Source organism: Streptomyces sp. NPDC014733 (assembly GCF_043083385.1).
In the GTDB taxonomy this organism is placed as follows: domain Bacteria; phylum Actinomycetota; class Actinomycetes; order Streptomycetales; family Streptomycetaceae; genus Streptomyces.
The window spans coordinates 28,128-43,563 of record NZ_JBIBYO010000008.1; the positions used below are offsets into that span (position 1 = coordinate 28,128).

The window sequence follows — 15,436 nt, forward strand, 5'->3', positions numbered from 1 at the left end:
GCGCACCCTGCGGCGCAGCCCGAGGCCAGGCCCCGCACCCGAGGCCGCCTCACCCGACGGACTCGCCTCACCGCCGAGGACAGGCACTGGGCTCTCCGTGCGGCCGGAGTCGCCGGAGTCAGCGCTCACCCCGCGCCCTGGCCCGAGCGCCCGGTCGTCCCCGGGCCCCGCCACTCCGCCCGCAAGCCGTCCCGACCGCCCCTGATCAGCCCAGGATTCCTTCTCCCGCTCCAGGCCGGAGGCCGAATCCGCCTCCGGCACCGGCACCGGCACCGCATCCCGCTCCGCACCCCCGTGCTCCCGCCCCGCCGCCCCCACGCCGAAGAGGGCGGCCGCCCGTGCGCGTACCACCGCCGATGCCGCGGCACGGCGTTCGGCCCGCCGCCTCGTACGGCCGCCGCTCCGCGCCGAGGACGGAAAGCGGCCCGCACCCGAGGCCGCCGGGCTTCCGCCCCCGGCGCGGGAGACAACCGGCGGACGCCCCCGCGCAACCTCCACGGCAAGCGAACCGCTCCCGGCGCCCGCACGGCTCCGCAAGCCACCGCCCACCGCACCAAGGCGTGACACCTCACCAACCGAACGTGACTCTCTGCTCATGCCGACCTACGGTAGGTTGCGCACGCCGGCCGTGCTGAGCAGCGTCAAATCCGGTGGAAAACCCGCGACTTGTGGATAACCGCGCCACCCGGAGGGGTGGCGTCCCGCCGCCGGCACGACTACCCGGCGTACCCGGAAGCCCCCGGCGCCGCCACGCAGGGCGGCAGCGCTACCGCGGCGCGACCACCACTCCCAGCAGCCCGGGCCCGGTGTGCGCGCCGATCACCGCGCCGACCTCGCTGACATGGAGTTCGTGCAGGCCGGGCACGCGTTCGCGCAGACGGGTGGCGAGGGCGTCCGCCCGCTCCGCGGCGGCGAGGTGGTGCACGGCGATGTCGGCCTCGCCCTCGCCCGCCCGCTCCGCGGCGATCTCCTCCAGCCGGGCGATGGCCTTGGACGCCGTACGGACCTTTTCGAGGAGTTCGATGCGGCCGTCGGCCAGTTGCAGCAGGGGCTTGACGGCGAGCGCGGAGCCGAGCAGGGCTTGCGCGGCGCCGATGCGGCCGCCTCGGCGCAGGTAGTCGAGGGTGTCGACGTAGAAGTAGGCGGAGGTCCCGGCGGCGCGGCGCTCGGCTGCGGCGACCGCGGCGTCGGCGTCGCCGCCGGCCTCGGCGGTCTCGGCCGCCGCCAGGGCGCAGAAGCCGAGGGCCATCGCGACCATGCCGGTGTCCACGACCCTTACCGGCACCGGCGAGTGCCGGGCGGCCAGCACCGCGGCGTCGTAGGTGCCGGAGAACTCGGAGGAGAGGTGCAGCGAGACGATCTCGGTGGCACCGGAGGCGGCGACCTTGCGGTAGGTGTCCGCGAAGGTCGTCGGGGCGGGGCGCGAGGTGGTCACCGGCCGCCGCTTCTGCAGTGCCTCGGCGACGGATCTCGCGGAGATCTCGGTGCCCTCCTCCAGGGCCTGGTCCCCCAGGACGACGGTCAGCGGAACGGCCGTGATGCGGTGGCGCTGGAGTGTCACCGGCGGCAGGTAGGCCGTGGAATCGGTGACGATGGCGACATGGCGGGACATGAAGGGGAGGTTATCGGGGGAGGACCGGCAGCCGACAGTGCGGGGCCGTTCCGCACCTGATCACGCGCTCACACCTGGTCACGCGCTCTGACGCCCCCACCCGCACGGCCCGGTGTCCGGGCGGGCGCCCCCGCGCGGACCGTGCCCCGGCCCGCCGGCCTCCCGCGCTCAGTCGGTCCGCTCCGCTCAATTGGCCCGCTCCGGCCCCGGCGACTTCTGCCAGGACGGCGTCTTCTGCCAGGAGTACGCGGAGCGGCGGCGCGGATCCGGAGCCGATATCGCCTGCGGCTGCTCCGCCCCCGCTTCCGGGGCACCGGCCGACCGGCCCGGCGCCTGCGCCTCGGTGGAACCGCTGCCCGCGGCGCCCTCCGTCTCGTCCGGGACGGCGGTCCAGTGCCGCAGCGCGCCCGATTCGACGTCGATCTGATCGCTCAGCGCCGCCAGGTCGTCCTCGGCGAACTTCCGCTGCCGGTCGCGCGCCGCCCACCGCAGCGACTCCGCGGAGTGGGTGATGCGCTCCAGGCGTTCGCGCAGCTCAGGCAGGCGGGCGGCCGTGGTGGCGTGGTCGGGCTCGCGCTCCAGACGCCTGAGTTCGTCGTCCAGCGCACGGCCGTGGACGCTGAGGCGGTCGAAGAGGCCGAGCGCCTCGCTCAACGACGCGTCCTCGGCCGCACCCCCGCGCAGCGCCTCCTGGGTCGCCCGCATCGACGTGCGCAGGGACATCCGCAGCTGCGCCAGCTCGCCCGGGACACCGGGCTTGGTCAGCTGCCGCGCCCGCAGTCCGGTGTCCTCGACCGTCCGGCGGGCCTGTGCGACGGTGCGGTCCACACCGCGCTTGGTCGCCTGGACCGCCTTGACGGTCACGAAGACCCCGGCGACGACGAACAGCAGGAAGAGCAGCCCCACGATGGCGATGGCGGCTTCCATGGGCTCTCCCGGAAGAGTCTCGGCGCCGGCCGGTCACCCGCGCCCGTCCCTCCACCGTAAACGGATCGGGCAGGTTGCGGGCCCTGACGGAACCCCCAACCTGCCCGTAGGGGAAACCCCCTAGAACCACGGCCGGAACCGGCCGCGCCGCATCACGCGGGCACGATGTTGACCAGCTTCGGCGCGCGGACGATCACCTTGCGGATACCGGCGCCGCCCAGCGCCGCGACCACCGCGGGCTCGGCCAGCGCCGCCGCCTCCAGGTCCGCGTCGGAGATCGTCGGGGCGACCTCCAGACGGGCCTTGACCTTGCCCTTCAGCTGGACGACGCAGGTCACCGCCTCGTCGACGACATACGCCGGGTCGGCCACCGGGAAGTCGGCGAGCACCACCGAGCCGGTGTGGCCCAGCTTGCGCCACAGCTCCTCGGCGATGTGCGGCGCCAGCGGCGCGACCAGCAGCACCAGGCGCTCCGCGACGGACCGCGACACCGGGCCCGCCGACTTCGTCAGGTGGTTGTTCAGCTCCGTGACCTTGGCGATGGCGGTGTTGAACCGCAGGTTCGCCATGTCCTGGGTGACACCGTCGATCGCCTTGTGCAGCGCCCGCAGCGTCGCCTCGTCCGGCTCCGCGTCGACGACGGTGACCTCACCGGTCGACTCGTCGACGACGTTGCGCCACAGCCGCTGCAGCAGGCGGTACTGGCCGACGACGGCGCGGGTGTCCCAGGGGCGGGACACGTCCAGCGGGCCCATCGCCATCTCGTACAGGCGCAGCGTGTCCGCGCCGTACTCGGCGCAGATCTCGTCCGGCGTGACGGCGTTCTTCAGGGACTTGCCCATCTTGCCCAGGACGCGGCTGACCTTCTCGCCCTGGTAGAAGTAGCCGCCGTCGCGCTCCTCGACCTCGGCCGCCGGGACGGCGATGCCGCGGCTGTCGCGGTAGACGAACGCCTGGATCATGCCCTGGTTGTACAGCTTGTGGAACGGCTCGGAGGACGAGACGTGCCCCAGGTCGAACAGGACCTTCGACCAGAAACGGGCGTACAGCAGGTGCAGCACGGCGTGCTCGGCGCCGCCCACGTACAGGTCGACGCCCCCGTGGGGCTGCCCCTCGCGCGGGCCCATCCAGTACTGCTCGATGCCCGGGTCGACCAGCGCGCTGTCGTTGTGCGGGTCCAGGTAGCGCATCTCGTACCAGCACGAACCGGCCCAGTTGGGCATGGTGTTGGTCTCGCGGCGGTAGCGCCGCACGCCGCGGCCGTCGCCCAGGTCCAGCTCGACGTGGACCCAGTCCTCGTTGCGGGAGAGCGGGGTCTCCGGGGAGGTGTCGGCGTCGTCCGGGTCGAAGGTGCGCGGGGAGTAGTCCTCGACCTCCGGCAGTTCCAGGGGCAGCATCGACTCGGGCAGCGCGTGGGCGACGCCGTCCTCGTCGTAGACGATCGGGAACGGCTCGCCCCAGTAGCGCTGGCGGCTGAACAGCCAGTCGCGCAGCCGGAAGTTGACGGTGCCCTCGCCGATGCCCTCGGCGGCCAGCCAGTCGGTGATCTTCGCCTTGGCCTCGGTGACGCCCAGCCCGTCCAGGCTGATCGTGTCGTCCGAGGAGTTGACCAGCTTCGCCTCGTAGGAGGAGAACGCGTCGTCCCAGGTGGTGGTGTCGGTGCCGCGGTCGTCGGAGGGCTGGACGACGCAGCGCATCGGCAGTTCGAAGGCGCGGGCGAAGGCGAAGTCACGGCTGTCGTGCGCCGGGACCGCCATGATCGCGCCGGTGCCGTAGCCCATCAGCACGTAGTCGGCGATGAAGACCGGGACCTGCTCGCCGCTGACCGGGTTGGTGGCGTAGATGCCGGTGAAGACTCCGGTCTTGTCCTTGGCCTCGGCCTGCCGCTCGACGTCCGACTTGCTCGCTGCCTGCTTGCGGTAGGCCGCGACGGCCTCGGCCGGGGTGGCGTGGCCGCCGGTCCAGACCTCGTGGGTGCCCTCGGGCCAGGCGTCCGGCACCAGGGAGCCGTCGGCGATCAGCTCGTGCTCGGGGGCCAGCACCATGTACGTCGCGCCGAACAGGGTGTCCTGGCGGGTGGTGAAGACGGTGATCGTGCGCCCCGCGGCGGGGAAGTCGACCCGGGCGCCCTCGGAGCGGCCGATCCAGTTGCGCTGCTGCAGCTTGATCGCCTCGGGCCAGTCCAGGCCGTCCAGGTCGGTCAGCAGGCGGTCGCCGTAGGCGGTGATGCGCATGTTCCACTGGCGCAGCTTCGACTTGAAGACCGGGAAGTTGCCGCGCTCGGAACGGCCCTCGGCGGTGACCTCCTCGTTGGCCAGGACGGTGCCCAGGCCGGGGCACCAGTTGACCGGCGCGTCCGAGGCGTACGCCAGGCGGTACTCGCCCAGGACGTTCGCGCGCTCGGTGGCGGACAGCTCGCCCCAGGGACGGCCGTCGGGGGTGGGCCGGGTGCCGGCCTCGAACTGCGCGACCAGGGTGTCGATGGGGCGCGCCTTGTCGGCCTCCGGGTCGTACCAGGAGTTGAAGATCTGCAGGAAGATCCACTGGGTCCACCTGTAGTACGCCGGGTCGATCGTCTCGATCGAGCGGCGCCGGTCGTGGCCCAGGCCCAGGCGGCGCAGCTGGCGCCGCATGTTGACGATGTTGGCCTCGGTGGAGACCCGCGGGTGGGTGCCGGTCTGCACGGCGTACTGCTCGGCGGGCAGGCCGAAGGCGTCGAAGCCCAGGGTGTGCAGGACGTTGTGGCCCGTCATGCGCTGGTGGCGGGCGTAGACGTCGGTGGCGATGAAGCCCAGCGGGTGGCCGACGTGCAGACCCGCACCCGAGGGGTACGGGAACATGTCCATGATGAACTTCTTGGGGCGGGCGGCCACGGCGGCGTCGCCGGCCAGATCGCCGCTCGGGTTGGGCGCCTCGTAGGTGCCCTCGGCCTCCCAGAAGTCCTGCCAGCGTGCCTCGATGTCCGCTGCCAGCGCGGCGGTGTAGCGGTGCGGGGCCGCCTCGGGTGCGCCCTCACCGGCGGGGGAGGTGGTCGTCTCGCTCATCTCTTCAAGCTCCATCGATCGTCTCTGCCTGCGGCTGCCGCGGACACGGTTGCTGCGGAAACAAAAAGGCCCCTCGCACAGGAGGGGACGCCGCGCCGATGCCGACCCGGACGGCCACCGCGGGTGGCCCGGTCGGTACTGATCAGCGCGGCCCGCTAAGCAGAAGGCGTACGGCACGCATGGCGTCAGGGTACCGCAGGGGGCTCGGGGCCCGCGTCGAGGATTCCCACCCGGCGCGGGCCCCGGCCCGCGCGCCCCCCGGATTCAGGGGCGCGCCGACCTCGGGATCAGTGGCGGTACGACTCGATGTAGCCGTTCGCCGGGGAGCCGACACCGGTGACGTCGTCGTAGCCGGGGCGGGCGCTCAGGGAGCTGTCCTGGCCCAGGCTGCGCAGCGAGGTCGTGGTGCCCTTGGAGGCGTCGACACCGTTGACGTAGTCGGTCCGGACGACCGCCAGGCCGCGGCCCGCGCCGAGCGGGTGGTCGGTGACGTCGTGGTAGGCCGGGGTGCCGTACCGCTGGTAGACGGCGGGGTTGGCGAAGCCGATCGGGATGCCGTGCCGGGCCTGCTGGGCGAGCGCCTGGATACCGGCGATCACGGGCGCGGCGAGCGAGGTGCCGCCGATGCGGTACTCGTCGTAGCCCTGCTTGCCGTTGGGCAGGGTCTGGGTCTGTCCCACCAGGAAGCCGGTGTTGGGGTCGGCGACCGCGGCGATGTCCGGGACGGTGCGCATGGCCTTGCCGCCGCCCGCCTGCGCGAGGCCGTCGGGAACGACGCCGCGCTGGTAGAAGGGTTGCGCGACGGTCTTGCTGGTGCCGCCGCCGGCGCCACCGCTGAACGCGCCGGGGAAGCCGTCCCAGCTCGCGCCGTCCTTGGACAGCACCGCCTTACGGGTGCCCCAGCCGGTCTCCCACTGGTACGTGTCGTGCTTGCCGACGGCGAGCGCGGTGCCGCCGACGGCGGTGACCCATGCGGAGTTCGCCGGGGTGTCGACCTGCTTGGTGCCGGTGTTGTCGACCTCGTCGCCGTTGTCACCGGAGGAGAAGTAGAAGCCGATGCCCTCGACCGCGCCCTGCTGGAAGATCTGGTCGTAGGCGGCGGCCACGTCCGGGGTCTCGTTGGCCTCCAGGTCGCCCCAGGAGTTGGAGACGATGTCGGCGAGGCGGCCGTCGACGATCCGGCCCAGGGTGTCGAGCAGGTCGTCGTCCATGCAGGAGGCGGCCCCGGCGTAGACGATGTCGGCGGCGGGCGCGACGGCGTGCACGGCCTCGACGTCGAGGGTCTCCTCGCCGTACCAGCCGGAGGCGCCGCACTCCTCGATGTGGGTGTAGTCCTCGGGCAGCACCTGCGAGAGCTGGCCCGGGCGGTACCCGGCGTCGCCGTTGCGGGCCGCGTAGTGGGCGGCGTCGGCGGCGATGGTCGGCGAGGCGTAGGCGTCGGTGATCGCGACGGTGACGCCCTTGCCGGTCCACCTCCCCGCCCCGTAGGCGGCGCGCAGCTGCTTGCCGGTGTACCCCTTGACCGCGTACGGCGCCTTGGACCCGTAGGCGCCCGGCAGGCCCTTGGCGGTCCGGGAGCCGTGGTACGTGGAGAACGGGCCGGCGTTACGGAAGACGGCGGGCGGCGGGGGCAGCTCGGTGGAGTGGTGCCGGGCCATCTTGGGCGCGTTGTCCAGGCCGGTGACGGTCAGCACGGCGCCGCCCAGCGAGGCGGGGGCGGAGGCGGTGGCCGAGGGGGCGTGGTAAGTGTGGCCGTCCTTGCGGTAGTTGTGCAGGTCGGTGGCGAAGGCGCGTTCCGCGGCCGAGGCCGGACCGTGGACGGTGAGATAGCGGCTGCCCGCCTCGGTGACCTTGAGCCCGGCGCCGCGGAGCCAGTCGCTCACGGCGTCGACCTGCTGCCGGGTGGCGCCGTAGCGCGCCTTCACCTGGGCGGCGGTCAGGTACTTCCCGTAGTGGGCGGAGTGCGGGTCGGAGACGGCCTTGGCGTACCCGGCGAGCCCGTCGGCGTCCCGGCCCGCGAGGTAGACGCGGGCGGTGATGCCGGTGTTCGCGGCGGTGTCGCCGCGGTCGGACTGCTGGGTGGCCCACGCCGGTTTGGTGCCGCGGAGCTCATGCCGTCCGCCGTCGTGGCCTGCGGCGTCGGCGGCGGGCGCGCCGAGCGCGAGCGCCCCGGCGATCAGCGGCAGGGCGGCCGCCCACGCCGTCGCGGTACGCGCCCGCCCGGCTCTGCTGCGGCTCGATCTCATGGAACCCCCTGTGGTGACGATGCGGTAGGTGCTGACGGTGGCACCGCGACCGGTTCCGCGACGGCGGCTCGCCGTGCGCGCCGCCGTACACCGGCGTCCGGTGCCTCGCGTGCGGCGTGAGGCGAGGGAGGTGACATGCACGCGATGCGTCACTCTTTCGATGAAATGTTCACGTCAGGGGCATGAGCACGCCAAGAAGGCCCCAAGGAACGACAAGAAGAGGCAAGAAATGCGCGAGATGCGGAAGGGGACGAAAGAGGTCGCGGGCGGCATCAAGGAGAGGGAAGCGGGCGGAAGGTGAGCAGACGTCAGAGTACGGCGGGGCGAACCGGTCCTCCGGGAGGCCACCACGCGCGGCGCGGAACACCGCCCCACCGGCGCCCCGCTCCCCCGCGTCCGCACCGCGCACCCCGGGAACACCCACCGCCGTGCGATACGCCACACCCGCCACGGAATGTCCGGCTCGTGGCACACGCCACACGCGTCGGCCGCGCCGGGAAGCGGGCACACAACAAGAACGGGCCGCCCTTTCGGACGGCCCGCTCTGATTCCTGTGGAGCTAAGGAGAATTGAACTCCTGACCTCCTGCATGCCATGCAGGCGCTCTACCAACTGAGCTATAGCCCCAGGTCTTCTCCGCTGCGGTCTCCCGCGGCGACATCGACTACATTACACGGCCCTCCCGGGCTTCTGCCAAATCGCTCCTCCTCAGGCCCCTGGAACGGCCCGGGGTACTGTCGGCGGACCGTGCCCGATTCGTCCTGGGGAGCCGTACGCCGTGACCGCGCCGGAGCTGGAACAGTCCACCGATTCCGGCGGCCGCGCCCCGCTGACGGGGGCCCCGGGACGCCGTGCGGTCCGGTGGGCCGCGGCCGGCTGCCTCGTCTCGTTCGCGGCGTTCTGGCTCGCCCAGCGGCTGGCGCACGTGACCATGATCGACCTCATGGTCTACCGCGCGGAGGGCTGGACCGCGCGCACCGGCGCGGACCTCTACGACATGGTCGCCACCTCCGCGCACCTGCCCAACACCTACCCGCCCTTCGCCGCGCTGCTGTTCACCCCGCTGACGCTGGTCGGCGTGGGCACCATGCGCACCCTGGCCACGGCCGGCAACCTCCTGCTGCTGGTGGCCGTCGTCCACCTCTCGCTGCGGCTGGTCGGACGGCCGCACCGGCTGCCGCGCCCGGCCGCGACGCTCGCGCTCTCCGCGCTGCTGGTGTGGTGCGAGCCGGTGTGGACGACCCTGCGCTACGGGCAGATCAATCTGCTGCTCGCGGTGCTCGTACTGGGGGACCTGACCCGCAGGGACAACAGCCGCTGGGCCGGGATCGGCATCGGCATCGCGGCGGGGATCAAGCTCACGCCCGCGCTGTTCGCCGTCTTCCTCGCGCTCGCCGGGGCGGTACGCGCGGTCTCGCTGCTGCGCGGCGGCGCCCCGCTGCGTACCGCGCTGCGTGTGCCCTGGCTGCGGCAGGCGGCGGTGGCCACGGTGACGTTCCTCGCCACCGCCGGACTGTCCGCGCTCGTACTGCCGCGCGATGCGCACCGCTTCTGGACGGAGATCGTCTTCGCGGCGGACCGCGTCGGCGACGTCGAGATCACCGCGAACCAGTCGCTGCGCGGCGCCCTCGCGCGGCTGCTGCACACCCAGGACCCGGGCGGTGTCTGGCCGGTGGCCGCCGCCCTGACCGTCGTCGCGGGGCTGGCGCTCGCGGTCCGTGCGCTGCTGCGCGGGGACCGCGCCTGGGCCGCCGTCAGCTGCGCGGTGACGGCCCTCCTGATCAGCCCGGTCTCCTGGTCGCACCACTGGGTGTGGTGCGTACCGGCGCTGATCCTGCTCGGCTCCGAGGCGCTGGCCCGTACCGGCGGCGCGGCGCGGCGGTGGTGGGCGGCGACGGGCGCGCTGGCGTTCCTGTTCGTCAGCTTCGCGCTGTGGTGGGTGCCGCACGCCTGGCACCGCCACGAGGAGCTGCACCAGAACCCGCTCCAGCTGCTGCTCTCCGACGTCTACCCGCTCGCCGGGATCGGTCTGCTGGCGCTGTGCGCACTGCGGCTGCGCCGGGCGGGACGCGGCGGGAGGGCGGAGCCCTGAGCCGTGCGCACCGCCCCCGGCGTGACATGACGTCGGCGCCGCGCAGGCGGCTCACACGGCGTCAGGCGGGCTCGTGCGTACGGCGGTCGGCGGGCCGGGGCCGCGGCCGTGCTCAGGCCGTGGCGAAGGAGTAGAAACGCTTCAGCGTGCAGTGTTCGTCGAGGAGGCGGCCGTAGATCGGCTCACCGTCCAGCTCGCGGTAGGTCTCGATCGGGTCGCCCTTGATGACCAGCGCGCGGGCGCACTCCTCGCACCAGTACTGGAACGCGGAGTTGAGCGGTTCCATGTCACGGACGATCGGCGTACCGCTGCCGCACCAGTCGCATTTCCTGCTGTGGGCTCCCATCGGTCAGCTCCAACTGTGGCCGCAGGACGTACAGACGAATGAGACGCCGCCGTTGTCGCCGAGCATCTGCGCCACCCGGCCGGAGCCGCAGGTGGGGCACTGCAACGACGGGGTGACGCCGCGCGGGGAGGCGGTTTCCGGCAGCCGGTGCGGGCACGACGGCCCGGCGGCGCCGGGCAGGTCGGCGACCTTCCCGAGGATGCTCCTGGGCATCGCGTCCTCTCCTCCCCTGCCGGCCGTCCGATTCTGCCACGGCCCACCCGGCGGGACGGCCTGGTCACGGCGCGGGCCCGGACGCGACGGCCCGCGCACCGAATCTGCCCGCGCCACCGGCGCCGAACCGTCCGGCCCCGGGCCCGCCCCGGCGACGCCGCAGATACAGCAATGATCCCGCCTCGCGCGATCCAGTGCGGGACTGGAATCCGTGAGACGGGATCATCCGGGTTGTGGAGCTAAGGAGAATTGAACTCCTGACCTCCTGCATGCCATGCAGGCGCTCTACCAACTGAGCTATAGCCCCGGGTCTTGTTCCGCCCCTCCGGGTTTCCCCCGGCGGCGCCGCGAACAAGAAGAACTCTAGCCTGCGACCTGCCCAGATGTGAAATCCGGGTCCGCGGGACGCTCCGCGGGCGGCTCAGGTGTCGTCGCCGAGGACCGGCTCCGGGAGAGTGCCGGCGTTGTGCTCCAGCAGCCGCCAGCCGCGCGCGCCCTCGCCCAGCACCGACCAGCAGCAGTTCGACAGACCGCCGAGCCCCTCCCAGTGGTGCGCCTCCAGGCCGAGCAGCCGGCCGATGGTGGTGCGGATGGTGCCGCCGTGGCTGACGACGACGAGGGTGCCGTCGTCGGGCAGCTTTCCGGCGTGCTCCAGGACCACCGGGGCGGCCCGGTCGGCGACCTCGGTCTCCAGCTCCCCGCCGCCACGCCGCACCGGCTCACCGCGCTTCCAGGCGGCGTACTGCTCGCCGTAGCGCGCGATGATCTCCTCGTGCGTCAGCCCCTGCCAGGCGCCGGCGTACGTCTCCCGCAGCGCGGCGTCGTGCGCCACCCCGAGCCCGGTCAGGGCCGCCAGCTCACCGGCGGTCGCGGCGGCCCGGCGCAGGTCGGAGGCGACGATGGCGTCCGGGCCCAGGGCCGCGAGCAGCCGCGCGGCGCGCCGGGCCTGCTCCCGGCCCGCCGCCGTCAGCTCGATGTCCGTGGAGCCCTGGAAGCGGCGCTCCAGATTCCAGGCGGTCTGGCCGTGGCGCCACAGGACGATGCGGCGGCCGCGGCCCGTGGGGGTGCCGTTCAGTTGCCCGCTCCCTCTGCCTCGCCCGCCGTGGCCTCGGCGTGCTCGGCGGCCTTGCCGCGGGTCGCCTTGGCGTCCTCGGGAAGCTCGATCTCGGGGCAGTCCTTCCACAGGCGCTCCAGCGCGTAGAAGACGCGCTCCTCGCTGTGCTGGACGTGGACGACGATGTCGACGTAGTCGAGGAGGACCCAGCGGGCCTCACGGTCGCCCTCGCGGCGGACCGGCTTGGCGCCGAGCTCCTTGTTGAGGCGCTCCTCGATCTCGTCGACGATCGACTTGACCTGGCGGTCGTTGGGCGCCGACGCCAGCAGGAAGGCATCGGTGATCGAGAGGACGTCGCTGACGTCGTACGCGATGATGTCGTGCGCGAGCTTGTCGGCGGCCGCCTGGGCGGCGGCGTTGATGAGCTCAAGGGAACGGTCCGTGGCGGTCACAAGCGGCTTTCGGGTCGGAGACGGGCCGCCCGGCCCCGGGCACACGGCCCACGGGCGCCACCGCCCGGGCGGGCGGTGCGAACGGCTTCGGATTCTTCTCAAGGGTCTCACGGACCACCGACACACCGGCCGGGGATTTCCGTCACCCGGACACCGCGGCCCCGGGCCCGTACGCAAGAGGGCCGACCAGCTCCTCAGGGAGGAGGTGGTCGGCCCTCTGCACGCGGGTCAGCCCCGGTAGTCCTGTCCCAGGACGACCGTGATGTCCGCGTTGGCGGCGCCGTGCGCCTTGCGGACCGCGCCGTCCGGCAGGCCCAGCGTCTTGGCGACCTCCGTCGCCCTGGCGTGGTCCGCGGCGTCCTCGTACGTGACCTGAGAGGCGGCCTGGGCGGCGTCCGCGGTGCCGCCGCTGACGTAGGTGTAGCCGCCGTTGACCAGCGCCGCCTGCGCCTTGGGAGCGGCCTTGGCGTTGCCGGTGGCGTTGCGCACGGAGACCCGCGGGGTGCTGTTCGGATCGGTCTTCTTGACCGTGCCGCCGAGGACGTTCTTGACGACGGAGTCGGCCGCGTCCGGGCCCAGGGTGCCGTTGGCCTGCACCGGGAGCAGCAGTGTGCCGTACGCGCCGGTCTTCGCCAGCTCGGCGCGGACCGCCAGCGAGCTGCCCAGCTGCGCCTCGGTGAGCGGCGGGTCGAGGACCTGGAGCAGCGACTTCACAGTGGCGGTGGCGCCGTCGGCGTCGCTGGAGACCTTCTTCAGCGTGGCCTGCATGACCTGGCCGAACCGCTTGAGCTGCTTGTCCTGGGTCTCGCCGGGGCCGCGGTAGGTGGCGTAGGCGACCGCGGACTGGCCGTTGAGCAGGCGCTCGTGGCCCGGCTTGACCAGGGGCGAGTCGCCCTTCTTCGCCCCGGGGACGGTGGTGTCGGTGTCGACGGAGACACCGCCGACGGTCTCGACGAGGTTCTCCAGATACGGGGTGTCCAGCCGCCAGGACGCCTTGAGGTCGGCGCCCAGGAGGGTGCCCAGCGCGTCCCGGGTGGGCTCGGTGCCGTCGTCCTTGACGGACTTGCCGAGCGTGGTGGCGGTGCCGTCGTCCTGGGTGAGGAGGAGGTTGTTCGGCAGCAGGACGGTGGTGCCCTTGCCGGTGGTCTCGTTGTCGACCAGCAGGGCGGTGGAGCTGTCGCCGGTGCGGGTGTCGCGGAGGTGGACGACGAGGACGTCGCGCTTCTGCCCGGCGCCCGCCTCGGCCGCGGTGCCGCCCGGACCGCTGAGCCCCGGCAGCTTCCCGGCCCACCAGAGGTAGCCGACGCCACCGGTGACGAGCAGGACGAGCACCACCACGAGGGCCACCCGGCGGCTGCGGCCCCGGCGCTTGGCCTCCTCGCGGCGCTCGGTGCGGCTCTCGGTGAACTTCAGCCAGTCGATGACGTCCTCGGAGTCCTCGTCGGGCTCCTCGATGAACGCGAACTGCTCCGTGTGGTACTCCGGGCCCCGGTCGGCGCCGGACGCGGACGGCTCGGGCCCGTCCGACGGGCCCGTGTCCTCGGCCGGGCGGCGCTGCTCCGGCGGGCGCGGCGGCTGCTCGCGGTGGTGCGGCTCCTCGGGGTAGCCCCGCGGCGCCTCCTCCGCGGTGCGGTGCCCGGCCGGCGCCGGGTCGGCGTAGCCCGGCTGTGCGTAGCCCTGGGCGCCCTGGGCGCCGTACTGCTGCTGCCCGGCGTAGCTCTGCTCCCCGTAGGGGGCGCCGCCGTACGTCTCCTGCCCGTAGGCGGGCTGCTCGTAGGACGGCTCATAGCCGGACGGCGCGTAGGAGGGCTGCTCGTACGGGGGGCGGGGGGCCTGCTGCGGGACCCAGTTCTGCTGCGGGGCGCCGCCGCCGGGGGCCGGGGTCCCGTAGGGGTCGTAGCCCTGGGAGTGGCCGTCGTAGCCGTGGCCCCCGCCCCCGTAGGGGTCATGGCCGTAGGAGGACGGGTCGCCGTACGGGGCGGCGGGCCGCCCGTACGGGTCGTGGTGCGGTTCCTGGCCGGGCCCGGTGTCCTGGTGCACCGGGCGGCCGTACGCGTCGTAGGTGTACTCCTGCCGGCCCTGCCGCCGCTCATGGGCGTACGGGTCGGGGGTGTACGGGTCCTGCGGCCCGTACGGGTCCTGTCGGTCGGTCACCGGTGCCCCTTTCGATCCGCCCCGTCAGCCGTTCTCGCGGTAGAGCTGCTTCTTGTCGATGTAGCGCACCACACCGTCGGGCACGAGGTACCAGACCGGGTCGCCCTGGGCGACGCGCGCCCGGCAGTCGGTGGAGGATATGGCGAGCGCGGGCACCTCGACGAGGGATACCGCGCCGTCGGGCAGCCCGGGGTCGGCCAGCACGTGGCCGGGCCGGGTGACGCCGATGAAATGCGCGAGGGAGACCAGCTCCTCGGCGTCGTGCCAGGTGAGGATCTGTTCCAGCGCGTCGGCGCCGGTGATGAAGAACAGATCGGCGTCGCCGTGCAGCGCCCGCAGGTCACGCAGCGTGTCGATGGTGTACGTCTTGCCGCCGCGGTCGATGTCGATGCGGCTGACGGAGAACTGCGGGTTCGACGCGGTCGCGATGACCGTCATCAGGTACCGGTCCTCGGCCGGGGACACCGTTTTGTGGCTCTTCTGCCACGGCTGCCCGGTCGGGACGAAGATGACCTCGTCGAGGTGGAACTGGCTGGCCACCTCGCTGGCGGCGACAAGGTGTCCGTGATGGATCGGGTCGAACGTCCCGCCCATCACTCCGAGTCGCCGCTTCACGGGCTCTGTGTGCTCTCCCATGCGTGCAGACCCTACTGGGCGCCGCGCCGTGCCGGAGGCCGGGTACCGGGCTCAGCGGTCCCGGTTGAAGCGGGTGGTGATCACCAGCAGGAGGAGCAGGACGACAAAGGCGCCGCCGCCGGTCACGAGCGGGTTGAGGCTGTTGTGCTGGCCCCCTTCGGCAAGGGTGACCAGGGACTGTGCGGAGGTGTGCAGGCTCATCGTCGGGGGACCAATCCGGGCTGGGGGCGGGCAGAGACTTCCGCCACATCGTAAGCGGCGGGCCCGCGCGGGCTCACGGCGACTCCGCCGGGGACCGGTGCGGACGGCCGCCCGGCGCGGTACCCGGCGACCTCACCTCCCGCGCCGCGTCGGTCAGTTGCCGTCCGAGTCGCCGTAGCCGCGCAGCAGGAACCAGGCGAGCAGGATCGCGCCGAGGACGCCGACGATGATCGTGCCGCGCAGCAGCCACCCGGGGCCGTCGTTGGCGTGGGAGACGCCGGTGGCACCGGCCGTCGCGGCGGCGTCGGAAGCGGCGAGCAGCACGCTCGGAATCGTCATGGCGGGGCGCTCCGTTTTGTACGGGACTGTGCGGTCAAGTGGTACGACGTCAGCGTACGCCCGAGCATCCAATCGGGTGTCAGTGGCGTCCTCTAGTCTGAATCACACGCAGTCGAACAG

Annotated in this window: 13 protein-coding genes and 2 tRNA genes; 1 reads left to right on the forward strand and 14 read right to left on the reverse strand. The window is 73.0% G+C overall.

The window, feature by feature from the left end; genetic code table 11:
- Positions 1-766: 766 nt before the first annotated feature.
- The 5 genes from ACF1BH_RS19455 to ACF1BH_RS19475 form a co-directional block, all read right to left on the reverse strand.
- Positions 767-1,612 carry a DegV family protein gene (locus ACF1BH_RS19455; protein WP_391643690.1) on the reverse strand — a complete coding sequence of 282 codons (846 nt, stop codon included), beginning with the start codon at positions 1,610-1,612 and terminating at the stop codon, positions 767-769.
- 186 nt (positions 1,613-1,798) lie between these two features.
- A complete protein-coding gene (locus tag ACF1BH_RS19460; protein ID WP_391643691.1) occupies positions 1,799-2,539 on the reverse strand; it encodes a hypothetical protein in 741 nt (246 codons plus the stop codon).
- A 152-nt stretch (positions 2,540-2,691) separates the two neighbouring features.
- The gene (gene leuS, locus ACF1BH_RS19465; RefSeq protein ID WP_391643692.1) at positions 2,692-5,583 is read right to left on the reverse strand and encodes a leucine--tRNA ligase; all 2,892 of its coding nucleotides are present in this window, start codon (positions 5,581-5,583) and stop codon (positions 2,692-2,694) included.
- A gap of 287 nt (positions 5,584-5,870) precedes the next feature.
- Positions 5,871-7,829 carry a protease pro-enzyme activation domain-containing protein gene (locus ACF1BH_RS19470; RefSeq protein WP_391643693.1) on the reverse strand — a complete coding sequence of 653 codons (1,959 nt, stop codon included), beginning with the start codon at positions 7,827-7,829 and terminating at the stop codon, positions 5,871-5,873.
- 554 nt (positions 7,830-8,383) lie between these two features.
- Positions 8,384-8,456: transfer RNA gene (locus ACF1BH_RS19475), tRNA-Ala, on the reverse strand.
- A 151-nt stretch (positions 8,457-8,607) separates the two neighbouring features.
- Here ACF1BH_RS19475 and ACF1BH_RS19480 point away from each other — a divergent pair.
- On the forward strand, positions 8,608-9,921 hold the full coding sequence (locus tag ACF1BH_RS19480; RefSeq protein ID WP_391643694.1) for a glycosyltransferase 87 family protein: 1,314 nt from the start codon (positions 8,608-8,610) through the stop codon (positions 9,919-9,921).
- 112 nt (positions 9,922-10,033) lie between these two features.
- Here the strand turns inward: ACF1BH_RS19480 and ACF1BH_RS19485 are convergent, their stop codons facing one another.
- The 9 genes from ACF1BH_RS19485 to ACF1BH_RS19525 all read right to left on the reverse strand — a co-directional run bounded on the left by ACF1BH_RS19485 (position 10,034) and on the right by ACF1BH_RS19525 (position 15,316).
- A complete protein-coding gene (locus tag ACF1BH_RS19485; RefSeq protein ID WP_030283838.1) occupies positions 10,034-10,267 on the reverse strand; it encodes a hypothetical protein in 234 nt (77 codons plus the stop codon).
- Positions 10,268-10,270: 3 nt separating this feature from the next.
- Positions 10,271-10,480, reverse strand: coding sequence for a hypothetical protein (locus ACF1BH_RS19490; RefSeq protein ID WP_391643695.1), 210 nt, complete (start codon positions 10,478-10,480; stop codon positions 10,271-10,273).
- A gap of 234 nt (positions 10,481-10,714) precedes the next feature.
- Positions 10,715-10,787, reverse strand: a tRNA-Ala gene (locus tag ACF1BH_RS19495).
- 114 nt (positions 10,788-10,901) lie between these two features.
- The gene (locus tag ACF1BH_RS19500; protein ID WP_391644067.1) at positions 10,902-11,555 is read right to left on the reverse strand and encodes a histidine phosphatase family protein; all 654 of its coding nucleotides are present in this window, start codon (positions 11,553-11,555) and stop codon (positions 10,902-10,904) included.
- Entirely contained in the window at positions 11,552-11,986 is a 435-nt protein-coding gene (gene rsfS / locus ACF1BH_RS19505) for a ribosome silencing factor (RefSeq protein WP_391643696.1), read from the reverse strand. Before rsfS ends, ACF1BH_RS19500 begins: the two co-directional genes overlap by 4 nt.
- A gap of 228 nt (positions 11,987-12,214) precedes the next feature.
- A complete protein-coding gene (locus ACF1BH_RS19510) occupies positions 12,215-14,140 on the reverse strand; it encodes an LCP family protein (protein WP_391643697.1) in 1,926 nt (641 codons plus the stop codon).
- A gap of 24 nt (positions 14,141-14,164) precedes the next feature.
- The gene (gene nadD, locus ACF1BH_RS19515; RefSeq protein ID WP_391643698.1) at positions 14,165-14,776 is read right to left on the reverse strand and encodes a nicotinate-nucleotide adenylyltransferase; all 612 of its coding nucleotides are present in this window, start codon (positions 14,774-14,776) and stop codon (positions 14,165-14,167) included.
- Between the two features lie 51 nt (positions 14,777-14,827).
- Positions 14,828-14,977, reverse strand: coding sequence for a hypothetical protein (locus ACF1BH_RS19520; RefSeq protein WP_391643699.1), 150 nt, complete (start codon positions 14,975-14,977; stop codon positions 14,828-14,830).
- A 153-nt stretch (positions 14,978-15,130) separates the two neighbouring features.
- Positions 15,131-15,316: a hypothetical protein gene (locus ACF1BH_RS19525; protein WP_391643700.1), complete on the reverse strand. Its 186-nt coding sequence runs from the start codon at positions 15,314-15,316 to the stop codon at positions 15,131-15,133.
- Between the last annotated feature and the right edge of the window lie 120 nt (positions 15,317-15,436).